Source organism: Pseudomonas sp. LB3P31 (assembly GCF_054897945.1).
In genome coordinates, this window is the sequence record NZ_CM142710.1 from 1763931 (window position 1) to 1780729 (window position 16799).

Annotated in this window: 19 protein-coding genes; 10 read left to right on the forward strand and 9 right to left on the reverse strand. The window is 61.0% G+C overall.

The features are described from left to right. Positions 1-161 precede the first annotated feature (161 nt). The gene (locus tag ACYZTK_RS07960) at positions 162-1724 is read right to left on the reverse strand and encodes a sigma-54-dependent transcriptional regulator (protein ID WP_462013924.1); all 1563 of its coding nucleotides are present in this window, start codon (positions 1722-1724) and stop codon (positions 162-164) included. A 379-nt stretch (positions 1725-2103) separates the two neighbouring features. Here ACYZTK_RS07960 and phhA point away from each other — a divergent pair, with 379 nt between their 5' ends. The 6 genes from phhA (at position 2104) to ACYZTK_RS07990 (ending at position 6487) form a co-directional block, all read left to right on the forward strand. Next, positions 2104-2895: a phenylalanine 4-monooxygenase gene (gene phhA / locus ACYZTK_RS07965; RefSeq protein ID WP_462013925.1), complete on the forward strand. Its 792-nt coding sequence runs from the start codon at positions 2104-2106 to the stop codon at positions 2893-2895. Between the two features lie 69 nt (positions 2896-2964). Next, positions 2965-3321, forward strand: a complete 357-nt coding sequence (locus ACYZTK_RS07970; protein ID WP_462013926.1) for a 4a-hydroxytetrahydrobiopterin dehydratase — start codon at positions 2965-2967, stop codon at positions 3319-3321. Then, a complete protein-coding gene (locus ACYZTK_RS07975) occupies positions 3321-4514 on the forward strand; it encodes an amino acid aminotransferase (protein WP_462013927.1) in 1194 nt (397 codons plus the stop codon). The genes ACYZTK_RS07970 and ACYZTK_RS07975 overlap by 1 nt, the downstream gene beginning before the upstream one ends. Before the next feature lie 279 nt (positions 4515-4793). Then, the gene (locus ACYZTK_RS07980; RefSeq protein WP_462013928.1) at positions 4794-4925 is read left to right on the forward strand and encodes a hypothetical protein; all 132 of its coding nucleotides are present in this window, start codon (positions 4794-4796) and stop codon (positions 4923-4925) included. Between the two features lie 76 nt (positions 4926-5001). Then, on the forward strand, positions 5002-5205 hold the full coding sequence (locus tag ACYZTK_RS07985; protein WP_462013929.1) for a hypothetical protein: 204 nt from the start codon (positions 5002-5004) through the stop codon (positions 5203-5205). Between the two features lie 82 nt (positions 5206-5287). Next, positions 5288-6487 carry an MFS transporter gene (locus tag ACYZTK_RS07990; protein ID WP_462013930.1) on the forward strand — a complete coding sequence of 400 codons (1200 nt, stop codon included), beginning with the start codon at positions 5288-5290 and terminating at the stop codon, positions 6485-6487. Here the strand turns inward: ACYZTK_RS07990 and arfB are convergent. From arfB to ACYZTK_RS08030, 8 genes are all read right to left on the reverse strand, one after another. Continuing rightward, entirely contained in the window at positions 6484-6897 is a 414-nt protein-coding gene (gene arfB / locus ACYZTK_RS07995) for an alternative ribosome rescue aminoacyl-tRNA hydrolase ArfB (protein WP_462013931.1), read from the reverse strand. The genes ACYZTK_RS07990 and arfB overlap by 4 nt on opposite strands. Before the next feature lie 229 nt (positions 6898-7126). Further along, positions 7127-8539 (reverse strand): amino acid permease, encoded by a 1413-nt coding sequence (locus tag ACYZTK_RS08000; protein WP_462013932.1) that lies wholly within the window; start codon positions 8537-8539, stop codon positions 7127-7129. An 858-nt stretch (positions 8540-9397) separates the two neighbouring features. Further along, positions 9398-10636 (reverse strand): 23S rRNA pseudouridine(2605) synthase RluB, encoded by a 1239-nt coding sequence (gene rluB / locus ACYZTK_RS08005; protein WP_462013933.1) that lies wholly within the window; start codon positions 10634-10636, stop codon positions 9398-9400. Between the two features lie 155 nt (positions 10637-10791). Continuing rightward, positions 10792-10983 carry a DUF1289 domain-containing protein gene (locus ACYZTK_RS08010; protein WP_462013934.1) on the reverse strand — a complete coding sequence of 64 codons (192 nt, stop codon included), beginning with the start codon at positions 10981-10983 and terminating at the stop codon, positions 10792-10794. Positions 10984-11130: 147 nt separating this feature from the next. Further along, positions 11131-12090, reverse strand: coding sequence for an SMC-Scp complex subunit ScpB (scpB, locus tag ACYZTK_RS08015; protein ID WP_462013935.1), 960 nt, complete (start codon positions 12088-12090; stop codon positions 11131-11133). A gap of 11 nt (positions 12091-12101) precedes the next feature. Then, positions 12102-12860 carry a segregation and condensation protein A gene (locus ACYZTK_RS08020; protein ID WP_462014875.1) on the reverse strand — a complete coding sequence of 253 codons (759 nt, stop codon included), beginning with the start codon at positions 12858-12860 and terminating at the stop codon, positions 12102-12104. Between the two features lie 60 nt (positions 12861-12920). Then, entirely contained in the window at positions 12921-13550 is a 630-nt protein-coding gene (locus ACYZTK_RS08025; protein ID WP_462014876.1) for an L-threonylcarbamoyladenylate synthase, read from the reverse strand. A gap of 13 nt (positions 13551-13563) precedes the next feature. Beyond that, positions 13564-14427, reverse strand: a complete 864-nt coding sequence (locus tag ACYZTK_RS08030) for a PHP domain-containing protein (RefSeq protein ID WP_462013936.1) — start codon at positions 14425-14427, stop codon at positions 13564-13566. An 87-nt stretch (positions 14428-14514) separates the two neighbouring features. Between ACYZTK_RS08030 and ACYZTK_RS08035 the strand changes: the two genes are divergently transcribed. The 4 genes from ACYZTK_RS08035 to ACYZTK_RS08050 all read left to right on the forward strand — a co-directional run bounded on the left by ACYZTK_RS08035 (position 14515) and on the right by ACYZTK_RS08050 (position 16599). Further along, a complete protein-coding gene (locus ACYZTK_RS08035; protein WP_462013937.1) occupies positions 14515-15111 on the forward strand; it encodes a septation protein A in 597 nt (198 codons plus the stop codon). Between the two features lies 1 nt (position 15112). Further along, positions 15113-15412 (forward strand): YciI family protein, encoded by a 300-nt coding sequence (locus ACYZTK_RS08040; protein WP_162436839.1) that lies wholly within the window; start codon positions 15113-15115, stop codon positions 15410-15412. Between the two features lie 109 nt (positions 15413-15521). Next, positions 15522-15914 carry a translation initiation factor 2 gene (locus ACYZTK_RS08045; RefSeq protein WP_462013938.1) on the forward strand — a complete coding sequence of 131 codons (393 nt, stop codon included), beginning with the start codon at positions 15522-15524 and terminating at the stop codon, positions 15912-15914. A 7-nt stretch (positions 15915-15921) separates the two neighbouring features. Beyond that, positions 15922-16599, forward strand: coding sequence for a response regulator transcription factor (locus tag ACYZTK_RS08050; protein ID WP_462013939.1), 678 nt, complete (start codon positions 15922-15924; stop codon positions 16597-16599). Positions 16600-16799 lie beyond the last annotated feature (200 nt).

The window sequence follows — 16799 nt, forward strand, 5'->3', positions numbered from 1 at the left end:
GTTTTAGGGGTATGGAGGGGGAATGGGGATTGAGTGGGAGACGAAAAACCGGCGGTGTTGTGCCGCTTCGCGGCAATGGATCAAAAGATCGCAGCCTGCGGCAGCTCCTACGGGGATCGAGATTTTACGTAGGAGCTGCCGCAGGCTGCGATCTTTTGATCTCAAGAGCTGCTGTCCTTCCCAACCTCATATTCACGCAGCTTGTTGGCAATGGTGGTATGCGAAACCCCCAAACGCTTACCCAGCTGCCGACTGCTCGGATGCTCGGAATACAGCCGCTCCAGCACCGCCTTCTCGAAGCGCCCGACAATCTCGTCCAGCCCGCCTTCCAGGGAAAAATCGCCAAGGGGCTGGCGCACGCCGTAATCCGGCAGGCGAATATGCTCGGCCTTGACCGTGCCGCCCTCACACAGGGAAACCGCTTGAAACAGCACGTTCTCCAGCTGTCGGACATTGCCCGGCCAATGGTAATGACTGAGCCGCTCCATCGCCGCCGGCGCCAGTTTCGGCAGCGGGCAACCGATCTGCCGGCTGGCCTGATCCAGAAAATGCTCGACCAGCGGGGTCAAACCATCCAGGCATTCGCGCAGTGGCGGGATGTGCAGCGAGAGCACGTTGAGGCGGTGATACAGATCCTGGCGAAACTCTCCGCGCGCGCACAGCTCGGACAGGTCCACCTGGGTCGCACAGATCACCCGCACATCGAGATATACCTCTTCATCACTGCCTACCCGGCGAAAGCAGCCGTCCTGCAAAAAACGCAGCAATTTCACCTGCAACCGCGGGCTCATTTCGCCGACGCCATCGAGGAACAGCGTACCGCCCGCCGTGAGCTCCAGCAGCCCGAGTTTGCCTTCGGCACGCGCGCCTTCGAACGCGCCGGGGCCGTAGCCGAACAGTTCGGTCTCAGCCATGGATTCTGGCAGCCCGGCGCAGTTGAGCGCCATCAGCGGTGACTGGCCCCGGGGACTCGCCAGGTGGCAGGCTCGCGCCAGCAGCTCCTTGCCGGTGCCGGTTTCACCTTCTATTAATAGCGGCGCATCCAGGGGCGCCATGCGCCGCGCTTCGCGGACCACAGCGGCCATCACTTTCGAACTCTGGAAGATGCTGTCGAACCCGCGCAGTTCCTGCTTGCGCACGTTGTAGATGCGTTCGCCCACGCGGTCTGCGCGGTGCAGGGTCAATACCGCGCCGGCCATGGCTTCGCTGTCGTCATGCTCCGACTGCAGGGGCGCGATGTCGGCCAGGAACACATCGCCCCTGACCTTGACCCGCAACCCGTTGATCCGCGACTTGTTGGCACGCACCAGTTCCGGCAGGTCGAAATCCTCGGCGTAACGGGACAGCGGAATCCCTGGCACCTCGTCCACCCGCACCCCGAGCAACTGCGCAGCCGCACGGTTGGCGGCCACGATCGAGCCGCCCATGTCGATCGACAGCACCGGAAATTCCAGCGCGCCGAGCAGCGCGTTGAGCTCCATGTGCCGGCGCTCGCTGGGCATCAGCCCTACGCGCTTGACGCCAAATACCCCAGGGATCGACTCGAACTTCGCCCGCAGCGCCTGGAACTGCAGGTTGATCAGGTTCGGGCAGTGCAGGTAGATCGCATTGCCGTGTTCGCCGCCAACTTCGCCGCGCGCGACGTTGATCCCGTACTCCACCAGCAGGTTAAGAATGTCACGCAGGATGCCGATGCGGTTCTGGCAATGGACTTTGATACGCATATAAATGCCTAAAAAAACGGTGGATGGGCGTGGCTCCCTGTAGGAGTGAGCCTGCTCGCGATAGCGGTGGGTCAGGCAAACCGGTCTTGTCAGACCGACCGCTATCGCGAGCAGGCTCACTCCTACAGAGGTGCACCAGCAAATTTCTGCTGCGAGGCACAGATAGTCGTCAAGATTATGTGACACCTGGAGCGCTTTTCAAACCCGAAAAACCCAACAACGGCGCTTTACCCCACAATCCGTAACGAAAAATTTACGAATTAGCCGGGTTTTTCCTACGCAAGCATCACACGGAGGGCTGCACTACCGAACGCCATGGGTTATTCCTAAGTCCATAGCTGGACATAACAAGAACGAATTCCCCTAGCAGGAGAGCAGCATGAAGCAGACGCAATACGTGGCTCGCGAGCCCGATGCGCAAGGTTTTATCGACTACCCCGCCGAAGAACACGCGGTGTGGAACACGCTGATCACTCGCCAACTGAAAGTGATCGAGGGTCGTGCGTGCCAGGAATACCTGGACGGTATCGAAAAACTCGGCCTGCCCCACGACCGCATTCCGCAACTCGGGGAAATCAACAAAGTCCTCGGTGAAACCACTGGCTGGCAAGTCGCGCGGGTTCCGGCGCTGATTCCCTTCCAGACTTTTTTTGAATTGCTCGCCAACAAGCAATTTCCGGTGGCCACCTTCATTCGTACCCGCGAAGAACTGGACTACCTGCAAGAGCCGGACATCTTCCACGAGATCTTTGGCCACTGCCCGCTGCTGACCAATCCCTGGTTCGCCGAATTCACCCACACCTACGGCAAGCTTGGTTTGCAGGCGACCAAGGAAGAACGGGTATACCTCGCGCGCTTGTACTGGATGACCATCGAGTTCGGCCTGGTCGACACGCCACAGGGCCAACGGATCTATGGCGGCGGCATACTTTCCTCGCCCAAGGAAACCGTCTACAGCCTGTCGGACGAGCCCGAGCACCAAACCTTCGATCCGCTGGAATGCATGCGCACGCCGTACCGCATCGACATCCTGCAGCCGCTGTATTTTGTCCTGCCCAATCTCAAGCGCCTGTTCGACCTGGCCCACGAAGACATCATGGGCATGGTCAAGCAAGGCATGCAGCTGGGCCTGCACGCACCGAAATTCCCGCCCAAGCCGAAAGCGGCCTGAGCAGATCCCGCTCGCGACTTGCGCGCAAAGATAGTAATTTCCAACAAGAATCGAATTCAGGAATACACCATGAACGCTCTGAACCAAGCCCATTGCGAAGCCTGCCAAGCCGGCGCACCTCAGGTCAGCGACGAAGAACTGCCGGTGTTGATCAAACAGATCCCGGACTGGAACATCGAAGTCCGCGACGGCATCATGCAGCTGGAAAAAATCTTCCTGTTCAAGAATTTCAAACACGCGCTGGCCTTCACCAACGCCGTCGGTGAAATCTCCGAGGCCGAGGGTCACCACCCAGGCTTGCTCACTGAGTGGGGCAAAGTGACCGTGACCTGGTGGAGCCACTCGATCAAGGGTCTGCACCGCAACGATTTCATCATGGCCGCGCGCACCGACGAAGTGGCCAAGGACGCCGAGGGCCGCAAATAATGCATTTCGACTCGATCGGCCGGGTACCTGGCGATCCGATCCTGGGTTTGATGGAAGCGTATGCGCAGGATCCCAACCCGCGCAAATTCGACCTCGGCGTGGGCGTGTACAAAGACGCCCAGGGCCTGACGCCGATCCCGCAAGCGGTGAAACTGGCCGAGGCGCGACTGGTTGATAAGCAATCCACCAAGACCTACATCGGTGGCCACGGCGAGCCGCTGTTTGGCAAGGTGATCAACGAGCTGGTGCTGGGTGCCGATTCGGCACTGATCGCCGAACAGCGCGCTGGCGTCACCCAGACCCCGGGCGGCACGGGCGCATTGCGCCTGAGTGCCGACTTTATCGCTCAGTGCCTGCCCGGCCGTGGCGTGTGGTTGAGCAACCCGACCTGGCCGATTCACGAAACGATATTCGCCGCAGCCGGAGTCAAGGTCAGCCACTACCCGTACGTTGGCAGCGACAACCGTCTCGACGTCGAGGCCATGCTGGCGGTACTCAATGAAGTGCCCAAGGGCGACGTGGTGTTGCTGCACGCCTGCTGCCACAACCCGACCGGCTTTGATCTGTCCCATGACGACTGGCGCCGGGTGCTGGACATCGTGCGCAGCCGCCATCTGCTGCCGCTGATTGACTTCGCCTACCAGGGTTTTGGCGATGGCCTGGAGCAGGACGCCTGGTCGACCCGACTGTTCGCTGCCGAACTGCCGGAAGTGTTGATCACCAGTTCGTGTTCGAAGAACTTCGGCCTGTACCGCGATCGCACGGGGGCGCTGATTGTTTGCGCGAAAAATGCAGACAAGCTGGTGGATATTCGCAGCCAGCTGGCCAACATTGCCCGCAACCTGTGGTCGACTCCACCGGATCATGGCGCTGCAGTCGTGGCGACTATCCTTGGCGACCCGGAACTGAAAAGCCTGTGGGCCGACGAAGTGGAAGCCATGCGCCTGCGCATTGCGCAACTGCGCAGCGGCCTGGTCGAAGCGCTTGAGCCTCATGGCTTGCGCGAGCGGTTTGCGCATATCGGCGTGCAACGCGGGATGTTTTCCTACACCGGCCTGTCGCCGGAACAGGTGAAAAATCTGCGCGACCATCACAGCGTGTACATGGTCGGCACGGGCCGGGCAAACGTGGCCGGCATCGACGCCACCCGCCTGGACCTGCTGGCCGAGGCGATTGCCAAAGTCTGCAAGTAACGCACGCACACCACCACCTCCTGTAGGAGTGAGCCTGCTCGCGATAGCGGTCTATCAGCCACATTGATGTTGAATGTGACGCCGCCATCGCGAGCAGGCTCACTCCTATAGGGAAGGGGTACGGGTGTTTAGCCACGCTCAATTCACAGGGTGCGGCCATCTGTCGCAGAAATCCCAGATAAAAGTCTATTTGTCATTTCTCCTGCTGTATCCTGCCCAGGCTTTGTAAAAGCGCGGATCTACCAGACCTATCAACAGACTTTGCGAGGAGCGCGAAACATGCACGAGATCCCTAATCTCCCCTTCCCAAGCCTGCACGAAACTGAGCAGACAACCCCGCAACAAGCCGGTGCCCAACAGCCCGAGCCGAAAGAAGCAGCTGACAGTCGCAAGGCTGACAGCGAAGACTGAGACACCCGCAATGCCAGACCGTGTGGAAAGCGCTAACATGCGCTTTCCACACCGCCTGAACATTGAGCGCCCCTGCATGAACAACGACTTCGATGAGACCAAGGCGAGCGTATTGATCGGCACCGCCGAGAAAATGATCGCGATCTGGAACCGTCTCTCCCCAGAAAAACAAGCCGCCCTGCTCGACCGATTCGGCACCGAGGAAAACGCCCTGGCCGCCCTGGTCACGACGCAGCTGGTTGCCCCGGCCAAGCCTGATTCAACCCCGCCCGGCAAATAGTTTTACTTTTTCACGACCTGCGTGGACTCGCGCCGCTATCATAAGCAGCCTATCTATCCTGCTTTGCCGTGGACCTTTACCCATGCCTGAAAACCAGCGCCCCATGGCAGTCACGCTGCAAGTTGTCTCCATCGTTCTCTTTACCTTTATCGGCTACCTGAACATAGGCATTCCCCTGGCCGTGCTGCCGGGCTACGTCCACAGCGACCTGGGCTTCGGCGCCGTGATCGCCGGGCTGGTGATCAGCGTGCAATACCTGGCCACCCTGCTCAGCCGGCCTTACGCCGGCAAGATTATCGACAACAAGGGCAGCAAGCTGGCGGTGATGTATGGCTTGGCTGGCTGCGGCCTGAGCGGAGTGTTCATGCTGATTTCGGCCTGGACCCAGAGCCTGCCGATGCTCAGCCTCATCAGTCTGCTGATCGGCCGCCTGGTGCTGGGTAGCGCGGAAAGCCTGGTGGGCTCCGGTTCGATTGGCTGGGGCATCGGCCGGGTCGGCGCAGCGAACACCGCCAAAGTGATTTCCTGGAATGGCATCGCCAGCTACGGCGCACTGGCCGTCGGCGCGCCGCTGGGCGTACTGCTGGTGCGGGAGCTGGGCTTGTGGAGCATGGGCGTGAGCATCGTGTTGCTGGCCGTGATCGGGCTGGCACTGGCCTGGCCAAAAACCGCTGCACCGATCGTGGCCGGTGAGCGCTTGCCGTTCCTGCACGTGCTGGGGCGAGTACTGCCCCACGGTTGCGGCCTGGCGCTGGGGTCCATCGGGTTCGGCACCATCGCCACCTTCATCACCCTGTATTACGCCACGCAACACTGGGACAACGCCGTGCTGTGCCTGAGCCTGTTCGGCGCCAGTTTCATCGGCGCGCGCCTGCTGTTCGGCAACCTGATCAATCGACTCGGCGGCTTTCGTGTGGCGATTGCCTGCCTGTCGGTGGAAACCCTGGGCTTGCTGTTGCTGTGGCTGGCGCCGGATGCCCACTGGGCATTGGCGGGCGCGGCACTCAGCGGGTTCGGCTTTTCCCTGGTGTTCCCGGCGCTGGGCGTGGAAGCGGTCAACCTGGTGCCGGCTTCAAGTCGAGGCGCTGCGGTCGGCGCGTACTCGCTGTTTATTGATCTGTCGCTGGGGATTACCGGGCCGGTGGCCGGCGCGATTGCCGCAGGCTTCGGCTTTGCCTCGATTTTCCTGTTTGCCGCCCTCGCCGCCCTTAGCGGCCTGGCCCTGAGCATCTACCTCTACCGCCAGGCGCCGAAGTACCGGGAAGAACGCGACGCCGGCTAGAAGTCGACCTTGCCGCGCCCGGCCTTGATGCTGCCACGCTTGGTCTTGGATTCGAGGCGACGCTTTTTCGAGCCGAGCGTTGGCTTGGTCGGGCGGCGTTTCTTTTCGACCTTGGTGGCGCTGAGGATCAGCTCGGTCAGGCGTTCCAGCGCATCGGCGCGATTGGCTTCCTGGGTACGGTACTGCTGGGCCTTGATGATCAGCACGCCTTCGCTGGTGATGCGACTGTCCCGCAGCGCCAGCAGCCGTTCCTTGTAGAACTCGGGCAACGACGAGGCGCGAATGTCGAAGCGCAGGTGCATCGCGCTGGAGACCTTGTTGACGTTCTGCCCGCCAGCGCCCTGGGCGCGGATGGCCGTCAACTCGATCTCGGCATCCGGCAGATGCACGTTGTTGGAAATCACCAGCATGGAAAAAGCGTCCGTATTCAGAATGCGCAGGATACCGCGAATGGGACCTTCAGCACGCCGAAGATCACCTGTGGGAGCGGGCTTGCTCGCGAAGGCGGTGGATCAGTCGACACCTTCGTTGCCTGACCCACCGCCTTCGCGAGCAAGCCCGCTCCCACAGGAGATTTGCGCAGGTCATGAAATCAAAAAACCCGGCACATGGCCGGGTTTGTTGTTGCTGCGTACTGCGTTACTTCACCGCAGGCTGCATCCCGTGACGGGCGCTGCGTTTGTTCTTGATGCCGTAGCAGACCCACATGAAGGCCAGCCAGACCGGGATCGCGTACACCGAGATCTGGATGCCCGGGATCAGCAGCATCACGCCCAGGATGAACACCACGAACGCCAGGCAGATGTAGTTGCCGTACGGGTACCACAGCGCCTTGAACAGCGGCGTCTGGCTGGTCTTGTTCATGTGCTGGCGGAACTTGAAGTGCGAGTAGCTGATCATCGCCCAGTTGATCACCAGGGTAGCCACCACCAGCGACATCAACAGCTCAAGGGCGCTGTGCGGGATCAGGTAGTTGAGCAACACCGCAATCAGCGTTACCGCCGCCGAGACCAGGATCGAGCGCACCGGTACGCCGCGCTTGTCGATCTTCGCCAAGGCTTTGGGCGCGTCACCCTGCTCGGCCATGCCCAGCAACATGCGGCTGTTGCAGTAAGTGCCGCTGTTGTACACCGACAATGCCGCCGTCAGCACCACGAAGTTGAGGATGTGCGCGGCGGTATTGCTGCCGAGCATCGAGAACACCTGCACGAACGGGCTGCCGCTGTAGGAATCGCCGGAGGCGTTCAGGGTTTCCAGCAGGCTGTCCCATGGCGTCAGCGACAGCAGGATCACCAGGGCACCGATGTAGAAAATCAGGATGCGGTAGATCACTTGGTTGATCGCTTTGGGGATCACGGTTTTCGGCTTGTCCGCTTCAGCTGCGGTGAAACCGAGCATTTCCAGGCCGCCGAAGGAGAACATGATGATCGCCATGGCCATGACCAGGCCACTGACGCCATTGGGGAAGAAGCCACCGTGGGACCACAGGTTGCTTACCGACGCCTGCGGCCCGCCATTGCCGCTGACCAGCAGGTAGCTGCCCAGGGCAATCATGCCGACGATCGCCACGACCTTGATGATCGCGAACCAGAACTCGGCCTCGCCGAACACCTTGACGTTCGCCAGGTTGATCAGGTTGATCAGGACGAAAAAACCGGCGGCCGAGACCCAGGTCGGGATATCCGGCGCCCAGTAGTGAATGTACTTGCCGACCGCGGTCAGCTCCGACATGCCCACCAGGATGTACAGGATCCAGCAGTTCCAGCCCGAAAGGAAGCCGGCGAAACCGCCCCAGTATTTGTGCGCAAAGTGGCTGAACGAACCGGCGACCGGCTCTTCGACGATCATTTCGCCCAGCTGGCGCATGATCATGAAGGCGATGAAGCCGCAGATGGCGTAGCCGAGGATCATCGACGGGCCGGCGGATTTGAGCACTCCGGCCGAGCCGAGGAACAATCCGGTACCAATCGCGCCACCGAGGGCGATCAGTTGAATATGGCGATTCTTCAGGCCGCGTTTCAGCTCGCCTGAATGCGAGTTTTGTCCACTCATGAAAAGGGTCTCACGCAAGGTTTGATGATGTTCGGTAGACGTACTGCTCGGGTTGCGATTTCAAGCAGCGCCGATCAAACCCCAGCGCAAGCACCAGGAGTTCAGCGTATTAACAACGTTCATGCGTCACCTGTTTGTTTTTATCTGTGACGAAATCGAACCCGACACGCTTGTGGCGCGACGGAGTGAACAAGGCGGATAGCCTTGAGGTTTGCGCAGATGCGCAGGAAGTCACAGTTAAAACGCGGCGCATTGTACACCTGTAACCCCCTGCTGCCAGACCCGCTGGATCAGCGTGTCGTTTGCCGGGATTGCCTGTGTCCGCCCCGGGCGTGCCGGGCGGCTGCAAAAATTGAGTCAGACCTTTGCAGGTCATCGACGGGGACGATGGGAAAATCGGCCCTCGGAGAGAGGTGGAGCGGGATCACGGCGTTCATTGCGCCTCCTTGTTTTTATGCACCTGCGCGGCAGGCATGGGGCGCATATGATCCTGCTATGGCGGCCGAGACAAGCGGGCTAGAGGGGTGGGGAAGGTGTTGCGGGATTTTTGGCGGAAGGTTTTCCTTACAGGATTCTGCAGGCGGCAGGAGTGCTGGGTAATTCGTCAGTATTTCGTTACAGGGCGTAACGAGGGGTTTCCAGGCGACATTCTCTGGTGGCTCTGGCACCGCATCGCGAGCAGGCTCACTCCTACAGGGGATCGGGGAGTTACATAAATACGCGGTCCACTGTAGGAGTGAGCCTGCTCGCGATGGCGGTCTACCAGACGCCACGACATTCAAACCAGACCAAAAAAAAACGCCACCCCGAAGGATGGCGCTTTCACTCGCAGCTCAAGGCTTGAAGCTTACAACTGCCTCACTCAGGCTTTCGACGCCCAAACCCCGGACGCTGGCCCGAACCGGCCGGCGCGCCACGGCGTTTACCCGATGGCGCGTCCTTGTCGACCAGCACAATGCCCGGACGCTTTTTCGGCGCTGGCTTGGCTGGGCGCTTGGAGTCCGAAGGACGGTCAGCCACTGGCGTACCGCGACCGGCTGGTGCGCCACGGCCTTCGCCACGCTCGGTACGGCCATTGGCCGGACGCGGAGTGCGCGGGCCACGCTCGCCATCGGCACGCGGTGCAACCGGCTTGCGGGCCGGACGTTCGCCTTCGATGTGCGGCTCACGGGCTGGACGCGGAGTGGCGGCTGGAGCACCCGCGGCAGGACGCAGGGTACGTACGCGCTCGGTAGTGCCCATCGGGCGGGACGACTTGCGCTGCATACGCTCGAGCTTGTCCTTGCTCTTGGCATTCATCTGCGGCATCGCCACCGGCGTCAGGCCCACTTCGGCACTGAGGATGTCGACTTCGAACTGGCTCATTTCGCGCCAGCGACCCATCGGCAAGTCCGAGTTGAGGAATACCGGACCGAAGCGCACGCGCTTCAGGCGGCTGACCACCAGGCCCTGGGATTCCCACAGGCGACGAACTTCGCGGTTACGACCTTCCATCACCACGCAGTGGTACCAGTGGTTGAAGCCTTCGCCGCCTGGCGCCTGCTTGATGTCGGTGAACTTGGCCGGGCCGTCTTCGAGGACAACCCCGGCTTTGAGGCGCTCGATCATCTCGTCATCGACTTCGCCCCGCACACGTACCGCGTATTCACGGTCCATTTCGTAGGAAGGATGCATCAGGCGGTTGGCCAGCTCACCGTCAGTGGTGAACATCAGCAGGCCGGTGGTGTTGATGTCCAGGCGACCGATGTTGATCCAGCGACCTTCTTTCGGACGCGGCATCTTGTCGAATACGGTTGGACGGCCTTCCGGATCGTTGCGGGTGCAGATCTCACCGTCGGGCTTGTTGTACATGATCACGCGGCGAACCGACTCGGCGGCTTCTTCGCGCTTGATCACGCGGCCATCGATGGTGATGGCGTCATGCAGGTCGACGCGCTGCCCAAGGGTGGCGTCTTTGCCGTTGACCTTGATGCGGCCGTGGCTGATCCAGGCTTCCACGTCACGGCGCGAGCCGACGCCGATACGGGCGAGGACTTTCTGCAGTTTTTCGCCTGCTGGGCCGATTTCCTGGTCGTCTTTCTGGTCGTTGATACTCATCTGGGCACCTCCCGGTGTGGTCTGTTCAGGAGGCGCAGAATGAGCATCCTGAAGCGTTGTAAATCTGGTACTTGGGCGAAGGGATCGCCGAAGGGTCGCGAATCATACGCTCATGCGCGGGTTTACGCATCAGAGACTAGCGGAGTGTCACCAGGTTATTTGCTTTTGCGCCGAGCGGTCGCCCCGAGCGCGAACAGGCGCAGCGCGGCTTCGGCGAGCACGCTGCGCCTGTCGACCTTGTCGAGTTTCTTCCATGACTTGATTTCACGCTTGCTGCGCCCGCAGCCGATGCAGATGTCGTCGGTGAATTTGCACAGACTGATGCAGGGGTCTTTGGTGGAACTCATGCAATTCTCCGGTTAACCCAAAACCCACTGTGGGAACGGGCCCCTGTGGGAGCGGGCTTGCTCGCGAATGCGGGGTATCAGTCGACATCAATGTTGAATGACACACCGCATTCGCGAGCAAGCCCGCTCCCACAAGGAAGATCGGGGTCAGTCATCGAACTCGCGGCGTTCGGCTTCGATGGCTTCAGCCAGGGCCTGGGCTTCGGCTTCTTCGTCGGTCAGCTCCGGGGTGAGCGCAGCAACTGCCGCCAGCAGTTTCTCGCGAGCCTCGGCCACACCCAGCACATCATCTTCGCACTCTTCTTCAACTGTGGCTTCGACCTCAACCTGAAGTTCAACTTCGATCTCAGGCTCGGCCTGATCCGGTAGTTCCTCAACTTCGGTCACCGCGCCATCGCGCAGGATGTCGTCGAAGTCGGTCTTGAGCCCCTCCTCCATGGTGTCCAGCTCCTGCAGCAAAGTATGGAAACTGGTCTCCTCCTTCGGCTCTTCGGGCTCGGCGCTGGCGTCGGCCAGCTCCTGCAGGCTGGCCGGCACCGGGGCGTCGTCGAAGTCGAGTATCGGGTCGGGCTCCAGCTCGCGCAGTTCCGCCAGGGGTGGCAGATCGTCGAGGTTCTTCAAGTTGAAATGATCGAGAAAGGCCTTGGTGGTCGCGAACATCGCCGGTTTGCCGGGCACGTCGCGGTAACCGACAATGCGCACCCACTCGCGCTCAAGCAGCGTCTTGACGATGTTGCTGTTGACCGCCACGCCCCGCACGTCCTCGATCTCGCCCCGGGTGATCGGCTGGCGGTAGGCGATCAGTGCGATGGTTTCGAGCATGGCCCGGGAATAGCGTTGCGGCCGTTCTTCCCACAGGCGGCCGACCCACGGCGAGAACTTTTCGCGAATCTGCAGGCGATAGCCGGAGGCGACTTCGATCAGTTCGAAGGCGCGGCCATCACAGGACTTGGCCAGGATCGTCAGGGCCTTCTTGAAGACCGGCGGTTCCGGTCGCTCGGCTTCTTCGAAGAGTTCGAACAGGCGCTCAAGCGATTGCGGTTTTCCCGAGGCCAACAGAAAGGCTTCAAGCAGTGGTGCCAGCTCGCGGGGTTCAGTCAGGTTCATGATTCAACTCGTTAATCGGCTCGCGCCCGCACGTGGATCGCCGCGAACGGCTCATTCTGCACCAGCTCGACCAAAGATTCCTTGACCAGTTCGAGGATTGCCATAAAGGTCACCACCACCCCCAGGCGCCCTTCTTCAGCGGTGAACAGCTCGACAAAGGGCACGAAGCCGCCGCCCTTGAGGCGCTCCAGCACATCGCTCATGCGTTCGCGGGTCGACAATGCCTCGCGACTGACCTGGTGACTTTCGAACATGTCGCCACGGCGCAGCACCTCGGCCATGGACATCAGCAACTCTGCCAGACTGACGTCCGGCACCAGCTTGCGTGCCCGGGCCTCCGGGGCGTCCAGCCGGGGCACCACAACGTCCCGACCGACCCGACTCAGGCCATCGATGCCTTCCGCCGCGGCCTTGAACCGCTCGTACTCCTGTAGCCGCCGGATCAGCTCGGCGCGCGGGTCGTCTTCTTCGGCCTCGATGGTTTCCGCCCGGGGCAAGAGCATCCGCGACTTGATCTCGGCCAGCATCGCGGCCATCACCAGGTACTCGGCGGCCAGCTCCAGGCGCACTGACTGCATCAACTCGACATAACCCATGTACTGGCGGGTAATTTCCGCCACCGGGATGTCGAGGATATTGATGTTCTGCTTGCGGATCAGGTACAGCAGCAGGTCGAGCGGGCCTTCAAAGGCTTCGAGGAATACCTCGAGAGCGTCCGGCGGGATGTACAGGTCCAGCGGCATTTCCAGCACCGCCTGACCGTAGACCATGGCGAAAGGCAGCTCCTGCTGGGCGCCGGCCTGACTGTCGACGGGTTCTACTGCAGACATCTAGGCCTCGGCCATGAACGGCGCAGGGTCGCCGCAACCGACACGAATCACTTCCGGCTCGCCATCGGCCAGGTTGATCACGGTGGACGCCTTGATCCCGCCAAAACCGCCGTCGATGATCAGGTCGACCTGATGTTCGAGCATCTGGCGCATTTCATACGGGTCAGTCAGCGGATCGGTGTCACCGGGCATGATCAGCGTCACGCTCATCAATGGCTCGCCCAGCTCTTCGAGCAAGGCCAGGGCAATCGGATGGCTCGGTACCCGCAGGCCGATGGTGCGTTTTTTTGGGTGCAACAACAGCCGCGGGACTTCGCGGGTGGCGTTGAGAATGAAGGTGTACGGCCCAGGCAGGTGCGCCTTGAGCAGGCGGAACGTCCCGGTATCGATCTTGGCGAACAGCCCCAGTTGCGACAGGTCGCTGCAGATCAGCGCGAAATTGTGCTTGTCGTCCAGGCCGCGCAGGCGGCGTACGCGCTCCACGGCAACCTTGTCGCCGATCTGGCAACCAATGGCGTAGGAAGAGTCTGTGGGGTAGATCACCACCCCGCCCTTGCGAATGATCTCGACAGCCTGTTTGATCAGGCGCGCTTGCGGGTTTTCCGGATGAATCTGGAAAAATTGACTCACATTCTCTACCTGTTCAGACGGCGTCAATAATTGGGTCATGTTTGAATCGACACCACAGTGGCGGCAGATCCTCCGGAAGCGGGCGATACTCGCCGATCTCGGACCAGCCTCCAGGGCCATGAAAATCACTGCCGGCGCTGACCAGCAGACCGAACTCACGGGCAAGAATCGCCAGGCTGCCGACCTGTTCGGCGGGCTGATGGCCATTGACCACTTCGATGGCGTGGCCCCCTGCTTGAATATAGTCAGAAATCAGCCGGCGACGCTTGCTGCGAGTGAAATCGTAATGCCATGGGTGCGCCAGGCTAACCCAGGCTTTTGCCGCACGCAGGGTTTCGACGGTTTCTTCCAGGGTCGGCCAGTGTTGCTTGACGTCCCCCAGCTTGCCGGCGCCCAGCCATTTGCGGAACGCCTCGGCGCGATCCTTGACGAAACCTTCGCGCACCATCCAGTCGGCAAAGTGCGGACGGGCCGGCGCGTTGCCGCTGTCGCCCAATTCCTGCTGAATGGCCCGAGCGCCTTCCAGCGCCCCCGGCATGCCCTTCAACGCCAGCTTGCGGCTTATTTCTTCGGACCGTAGCCAGCGGCCATCGTGCAGTCTGGCAATCGCTTCGACCAGCGAAGGCGCATTTACATCAAAACCGTAACCCAGCACATGAATGGTCGCGCCGCCCCAGGTGCAGGACAATTCGACGCCGTTGATCAGCTGCATGCCCAGCGACGTGGCGGCCGTACGGGCCTCATCCAGGCCTTCGAGGGTGTCGTGATCAGTCAAGGCCAGAACTCGCACGCCTTTCTCGAACGCACGCGCAACCAGAACCGCAGGCGCCAGGGCGCCATCGGAGGCCGTGCTATGGCAGTGCAAATCAACATTCACGGGGATGTGTAACCTCAAATCAGCTGGCGCTATCGCGCGCCCATATGTTTGGTATTATGCCGCCACATCCTGCTTCTGGCTGCCACTGTGAAACAATTCATCGATTTCATCCCGCTTCTCCTGTTTTTCATCGTCTACAAACTTGATCCACGGGTCGTCGACATCGCCGGCCACGAGCTGACTGTAGGCGGAATCTACAGCGCCACCGCGATGCTGATCATCAGTTCGCTGGTGGTCTATGGCGCCCTGTTCATCAGCCAGCGCAAGCTGGAGAAGAGCCAGTGGCTGACCCTCATTGCCTGCCTGGTCTTCGGCGGCATGACCCTGGCGTTCCATAGCGAGACCTTCCTGAAATGGAAGGCACCGGTGGTCAACTGGTTGTTCGCCCTGGCGTTCATCGGTAGTCATTTCATCGGCGACCGCCTGTTGATCAAGCGCATCATGGGCCACGCACTGACCCTGCCAGACCCGGTCTGGACTCGCCTGAACATCGCCTGGATCTGCTTCTTCCTGTTTTGCGGAGCCGCCAACCTGTTTGTCGCGTTCACGTTCCAGAGCTACTGGGTCGACTTCAAGGTCTTCGGCAGCCTGGGCATGACCTTGCTGTTCCTGGTCGCACAGGGCATCTACCTGTCGCGCCACCTGCACGACACCGATACCACAACGCCAAAAACCGAGGACTGACATGCTTTACGCAATCATTGCCACAGACGTCGCCAATTCCCTGGAAGCCCGCCTGGCCGCGCGACCTGCCCACCTCGAGCGCCTGCAACAGCTCAAGGGCGAAGGCCGAATCGTACTGGCCGGGCCGCACCCGGCAGTCGACAGCAATGATCCGGGCGCTGCAGGCTTCACCGGCAGCCTGATCGTCGCCGAGTTCGATTCCCTGAGCGCCGCCCAGGCATGGGCCGACGCTGATCCGTACATCGCAGCGGGCGTCTACGCCAACGTTTCGGTCAAGCCATTCAAGCAAGTCCTGCCTTAGTTCTCCCCTCACGATGAACCTTCGCCGGTTCATCGTGTTCTCAATCACTCATCATTCCCGTTTGCCTGCCGACAACCTGCCCAATAACCGATTGGAATCAGGAGTCGCGATGCGCAAGGGTCCGTTGTGTCTGATGTTGCTGACGTTGTCGATCGGGGCCCCGGCCCACGGTGAGGAAAATCCCGCAGGTATTAGCGCCGCCAGCCAGATCAGTGATCTGCAGCAACGCCTTAATGCCAGCGAGCAACAACGGCAAGAGCAGGTCAAACAATTGCAAAGTTCCGATGGCGAACGCGAAAGCGCTCAGTTGAGCCGGTTGCGCCAGGAGAATCAACGTCTGAAGCTGCAACTCAAGGAAGCGCAGGCCGGCAACCATCTACCGCGCCTGTTGACCGACCAGCAGCAGTGGTTCGTCACCGGGGCGGGAGTTGCACTGTTTGCCCTGCTCTGCGGTATCTTCGCCAGTGGGGCATATCGAAAACGTCGGCAATGGCTAAATTGAGTGATTCATGAGCGAGTTGTTATTGATTGATGATGACCAGGAGCTGTGTGAGCTCCTGGTGAGCTGGCTGAGCCAGGAAGGCTTTCTGGTGCGTGCCTGCCACGACGGCCAGAGTGCCCGCCGGGCGCTGGCGGAAACGGCGCCGGCAGCGGTGGTGCTGGACGTGATGTTGCCGGACGGCAGCGGGCTGGAGTTGCTCAAGCAACTGCGCAGCGATCACCCGGACCTGCCGGTGCTGATGCTCTCGGCCCGCGGCGAGCCGCTGGACCGCATTCTCGGCCTGGAGCTGGGTGCCGACGATTACCTGGCCAAACCCTGCGATCCACGGGAGCTGACCGCCCGCCTGCGCGCAGTATTGCGCCGCAGTCACCCGGCGGCTGTGTCCAGCCAGGTGGAATTGGGCGATCTGTGCTTCAGCCCGGTGCGCGGCGTGGTCAGCATCGACGAACAGGAGTTCACCCTGACGGTGTCCGAAAGCCGCCTGCTCGAAGCGTTGCTCAAGCAACCGGGCGAGCCGCTGGACAAACAGGAGCTGGCGCAGATCGCCCTGGGCCGCAAGTTGACCCTGTACGACCGCAGCCTCGACATGCACGTGAGCAACCTGCGCAAAAAGATCGGCCCCCACCCCGACGGCCGCCCACGCATCATTGCGCTGCGTAGCCGTGGGTACTACTACAGCCTCTGAACCTTCCCGTGGGTTCGATAAAACTGCGATCCCCTGTAGGAGCTGCCGAAGGCTGCGATCTTTTGATCTTGCTCTTCGGCGACCCCTGAAGGATCAAGATCAAAAGATCGCAGCCTTCTCCTACGGGGAGTTTCATGCAGCAGGTTTGTCAGGCCGGGGCAAAACTCTCTTTACCTAAGCTTTACGCTCCGCTGACCGCC

Bases quoted from the DNA above. Each gene is read 5' to 3' on its own strand.
- arfB (WP_462013931.1), bottom strand. From the start codon at position 6,897: ATGCTGGTGATTTCCAACAACGTGCATCTGCCGGATGCCGAGATCGAG.
- ACYZTK_RS08020 (WP_462014875.1), bottom strand. From the start codon at position 12,860: ATGGTCTACGGTCAGGCGGTGCTGGAAATGCCGCTGGACCTGTACATC.
- scpB (WP_462013935.1), bottom strand. From the start codon at position 12,090: ATGAACCTGACTGAACCCCGCGAGCTGGCACCACTGCTTGAAGCCTTT.
- ACYZTK_RS07960 (WP_462013924.1), bottom strand. From the start codon at position 1,724: ATGCGTATCAAAGTCCATTGCCAGAACCGCATCGGCATCCTGCGTGAC.
- ACYZTK_RS08010 (WP_462013934.1), bottom strand. From the start codon at position 10,983: ATGAGTTCCACCAAAGACCCCTGCATCAGTCTGTGCAAATTCACCGAC.
- ACYZTK_RS08045 (WP_462013938.1), top strand. From the start codon at position 15,522: ATGCGCAAGGGTCCGTTGTGTCTGATGTTGCTGACGTTGTCGATCGGG.
- phhA (WP_462013925.1), top strand. From the start codon at position 2,104: ATGAAGCAGACGCAATACGTGGCTCGCGAGCCCGATGCGCAAGGTTTT.
- ACYZTK_RS08000 (WP_462013932.1), bottom strand. From the start codon at position 8,539: ATGAGTGGACAAAACTCGCATTCAGGCGAGCTGAAACGCGGCCTGAAG.
- ACYZTK_RS07990 (WP_462013930.1), top strand. From the start codon at position 5,288: ATGCCTGAAAACCAGCGCCCCATGGCAGTCACGCTGCAAGTTGTCTCC.
- ACYZTK_RS07975 (WP_462013927.1), top strand. From the start codon at position 3,321: ATGCATTTCGACTCGATCGGCCGGGTACCTGGCGATCCGATCCTGGGT.
- ACYZTK_RS08040 (WP_162436839.1), top strand. From the start codon at position 15,113: ATGCTTTACGCAATCATTGCCACAGACGTCGCCAATTCCCTGGAAGCC.
- rluB (WP_462013933.1), bottom strand. From the start codon at position 10,636: ATGAGTATCAACGACCAGAAAGACGACCAGGAAATCGGCCCAGCAGGC.
- ACYZTK_RS07985 (WP_462013929.1), top strand. From the start codon at position 5,002: ATGAACAACGACTTCGATGAGACCAAGGCGAGCGTATTGATCGGCACC.
- ACYZTK_RS08050 (WP_462013939.1), top strand. From the start codon at position 15,922: ATGAGCGAGTTGTTATTGATTGATGATGACCAGGAGCTGTGTGAGCTC.
- ACYZTK_RS07980 (WP_462013928.1), top strand. From the start codon at position 4,794: ATGCACGAGATCCCTAATCTCCCCTTCCCAAGCCTGCACGAAACTGAG.
- ACYZTK_RS07970 (WP_462013926.1), top strand. From the start codon at position 2,965: ATGAACGCTCTGAACCAAGCCCATTGCGAAGCCTGCCAAGCCGGCGCA.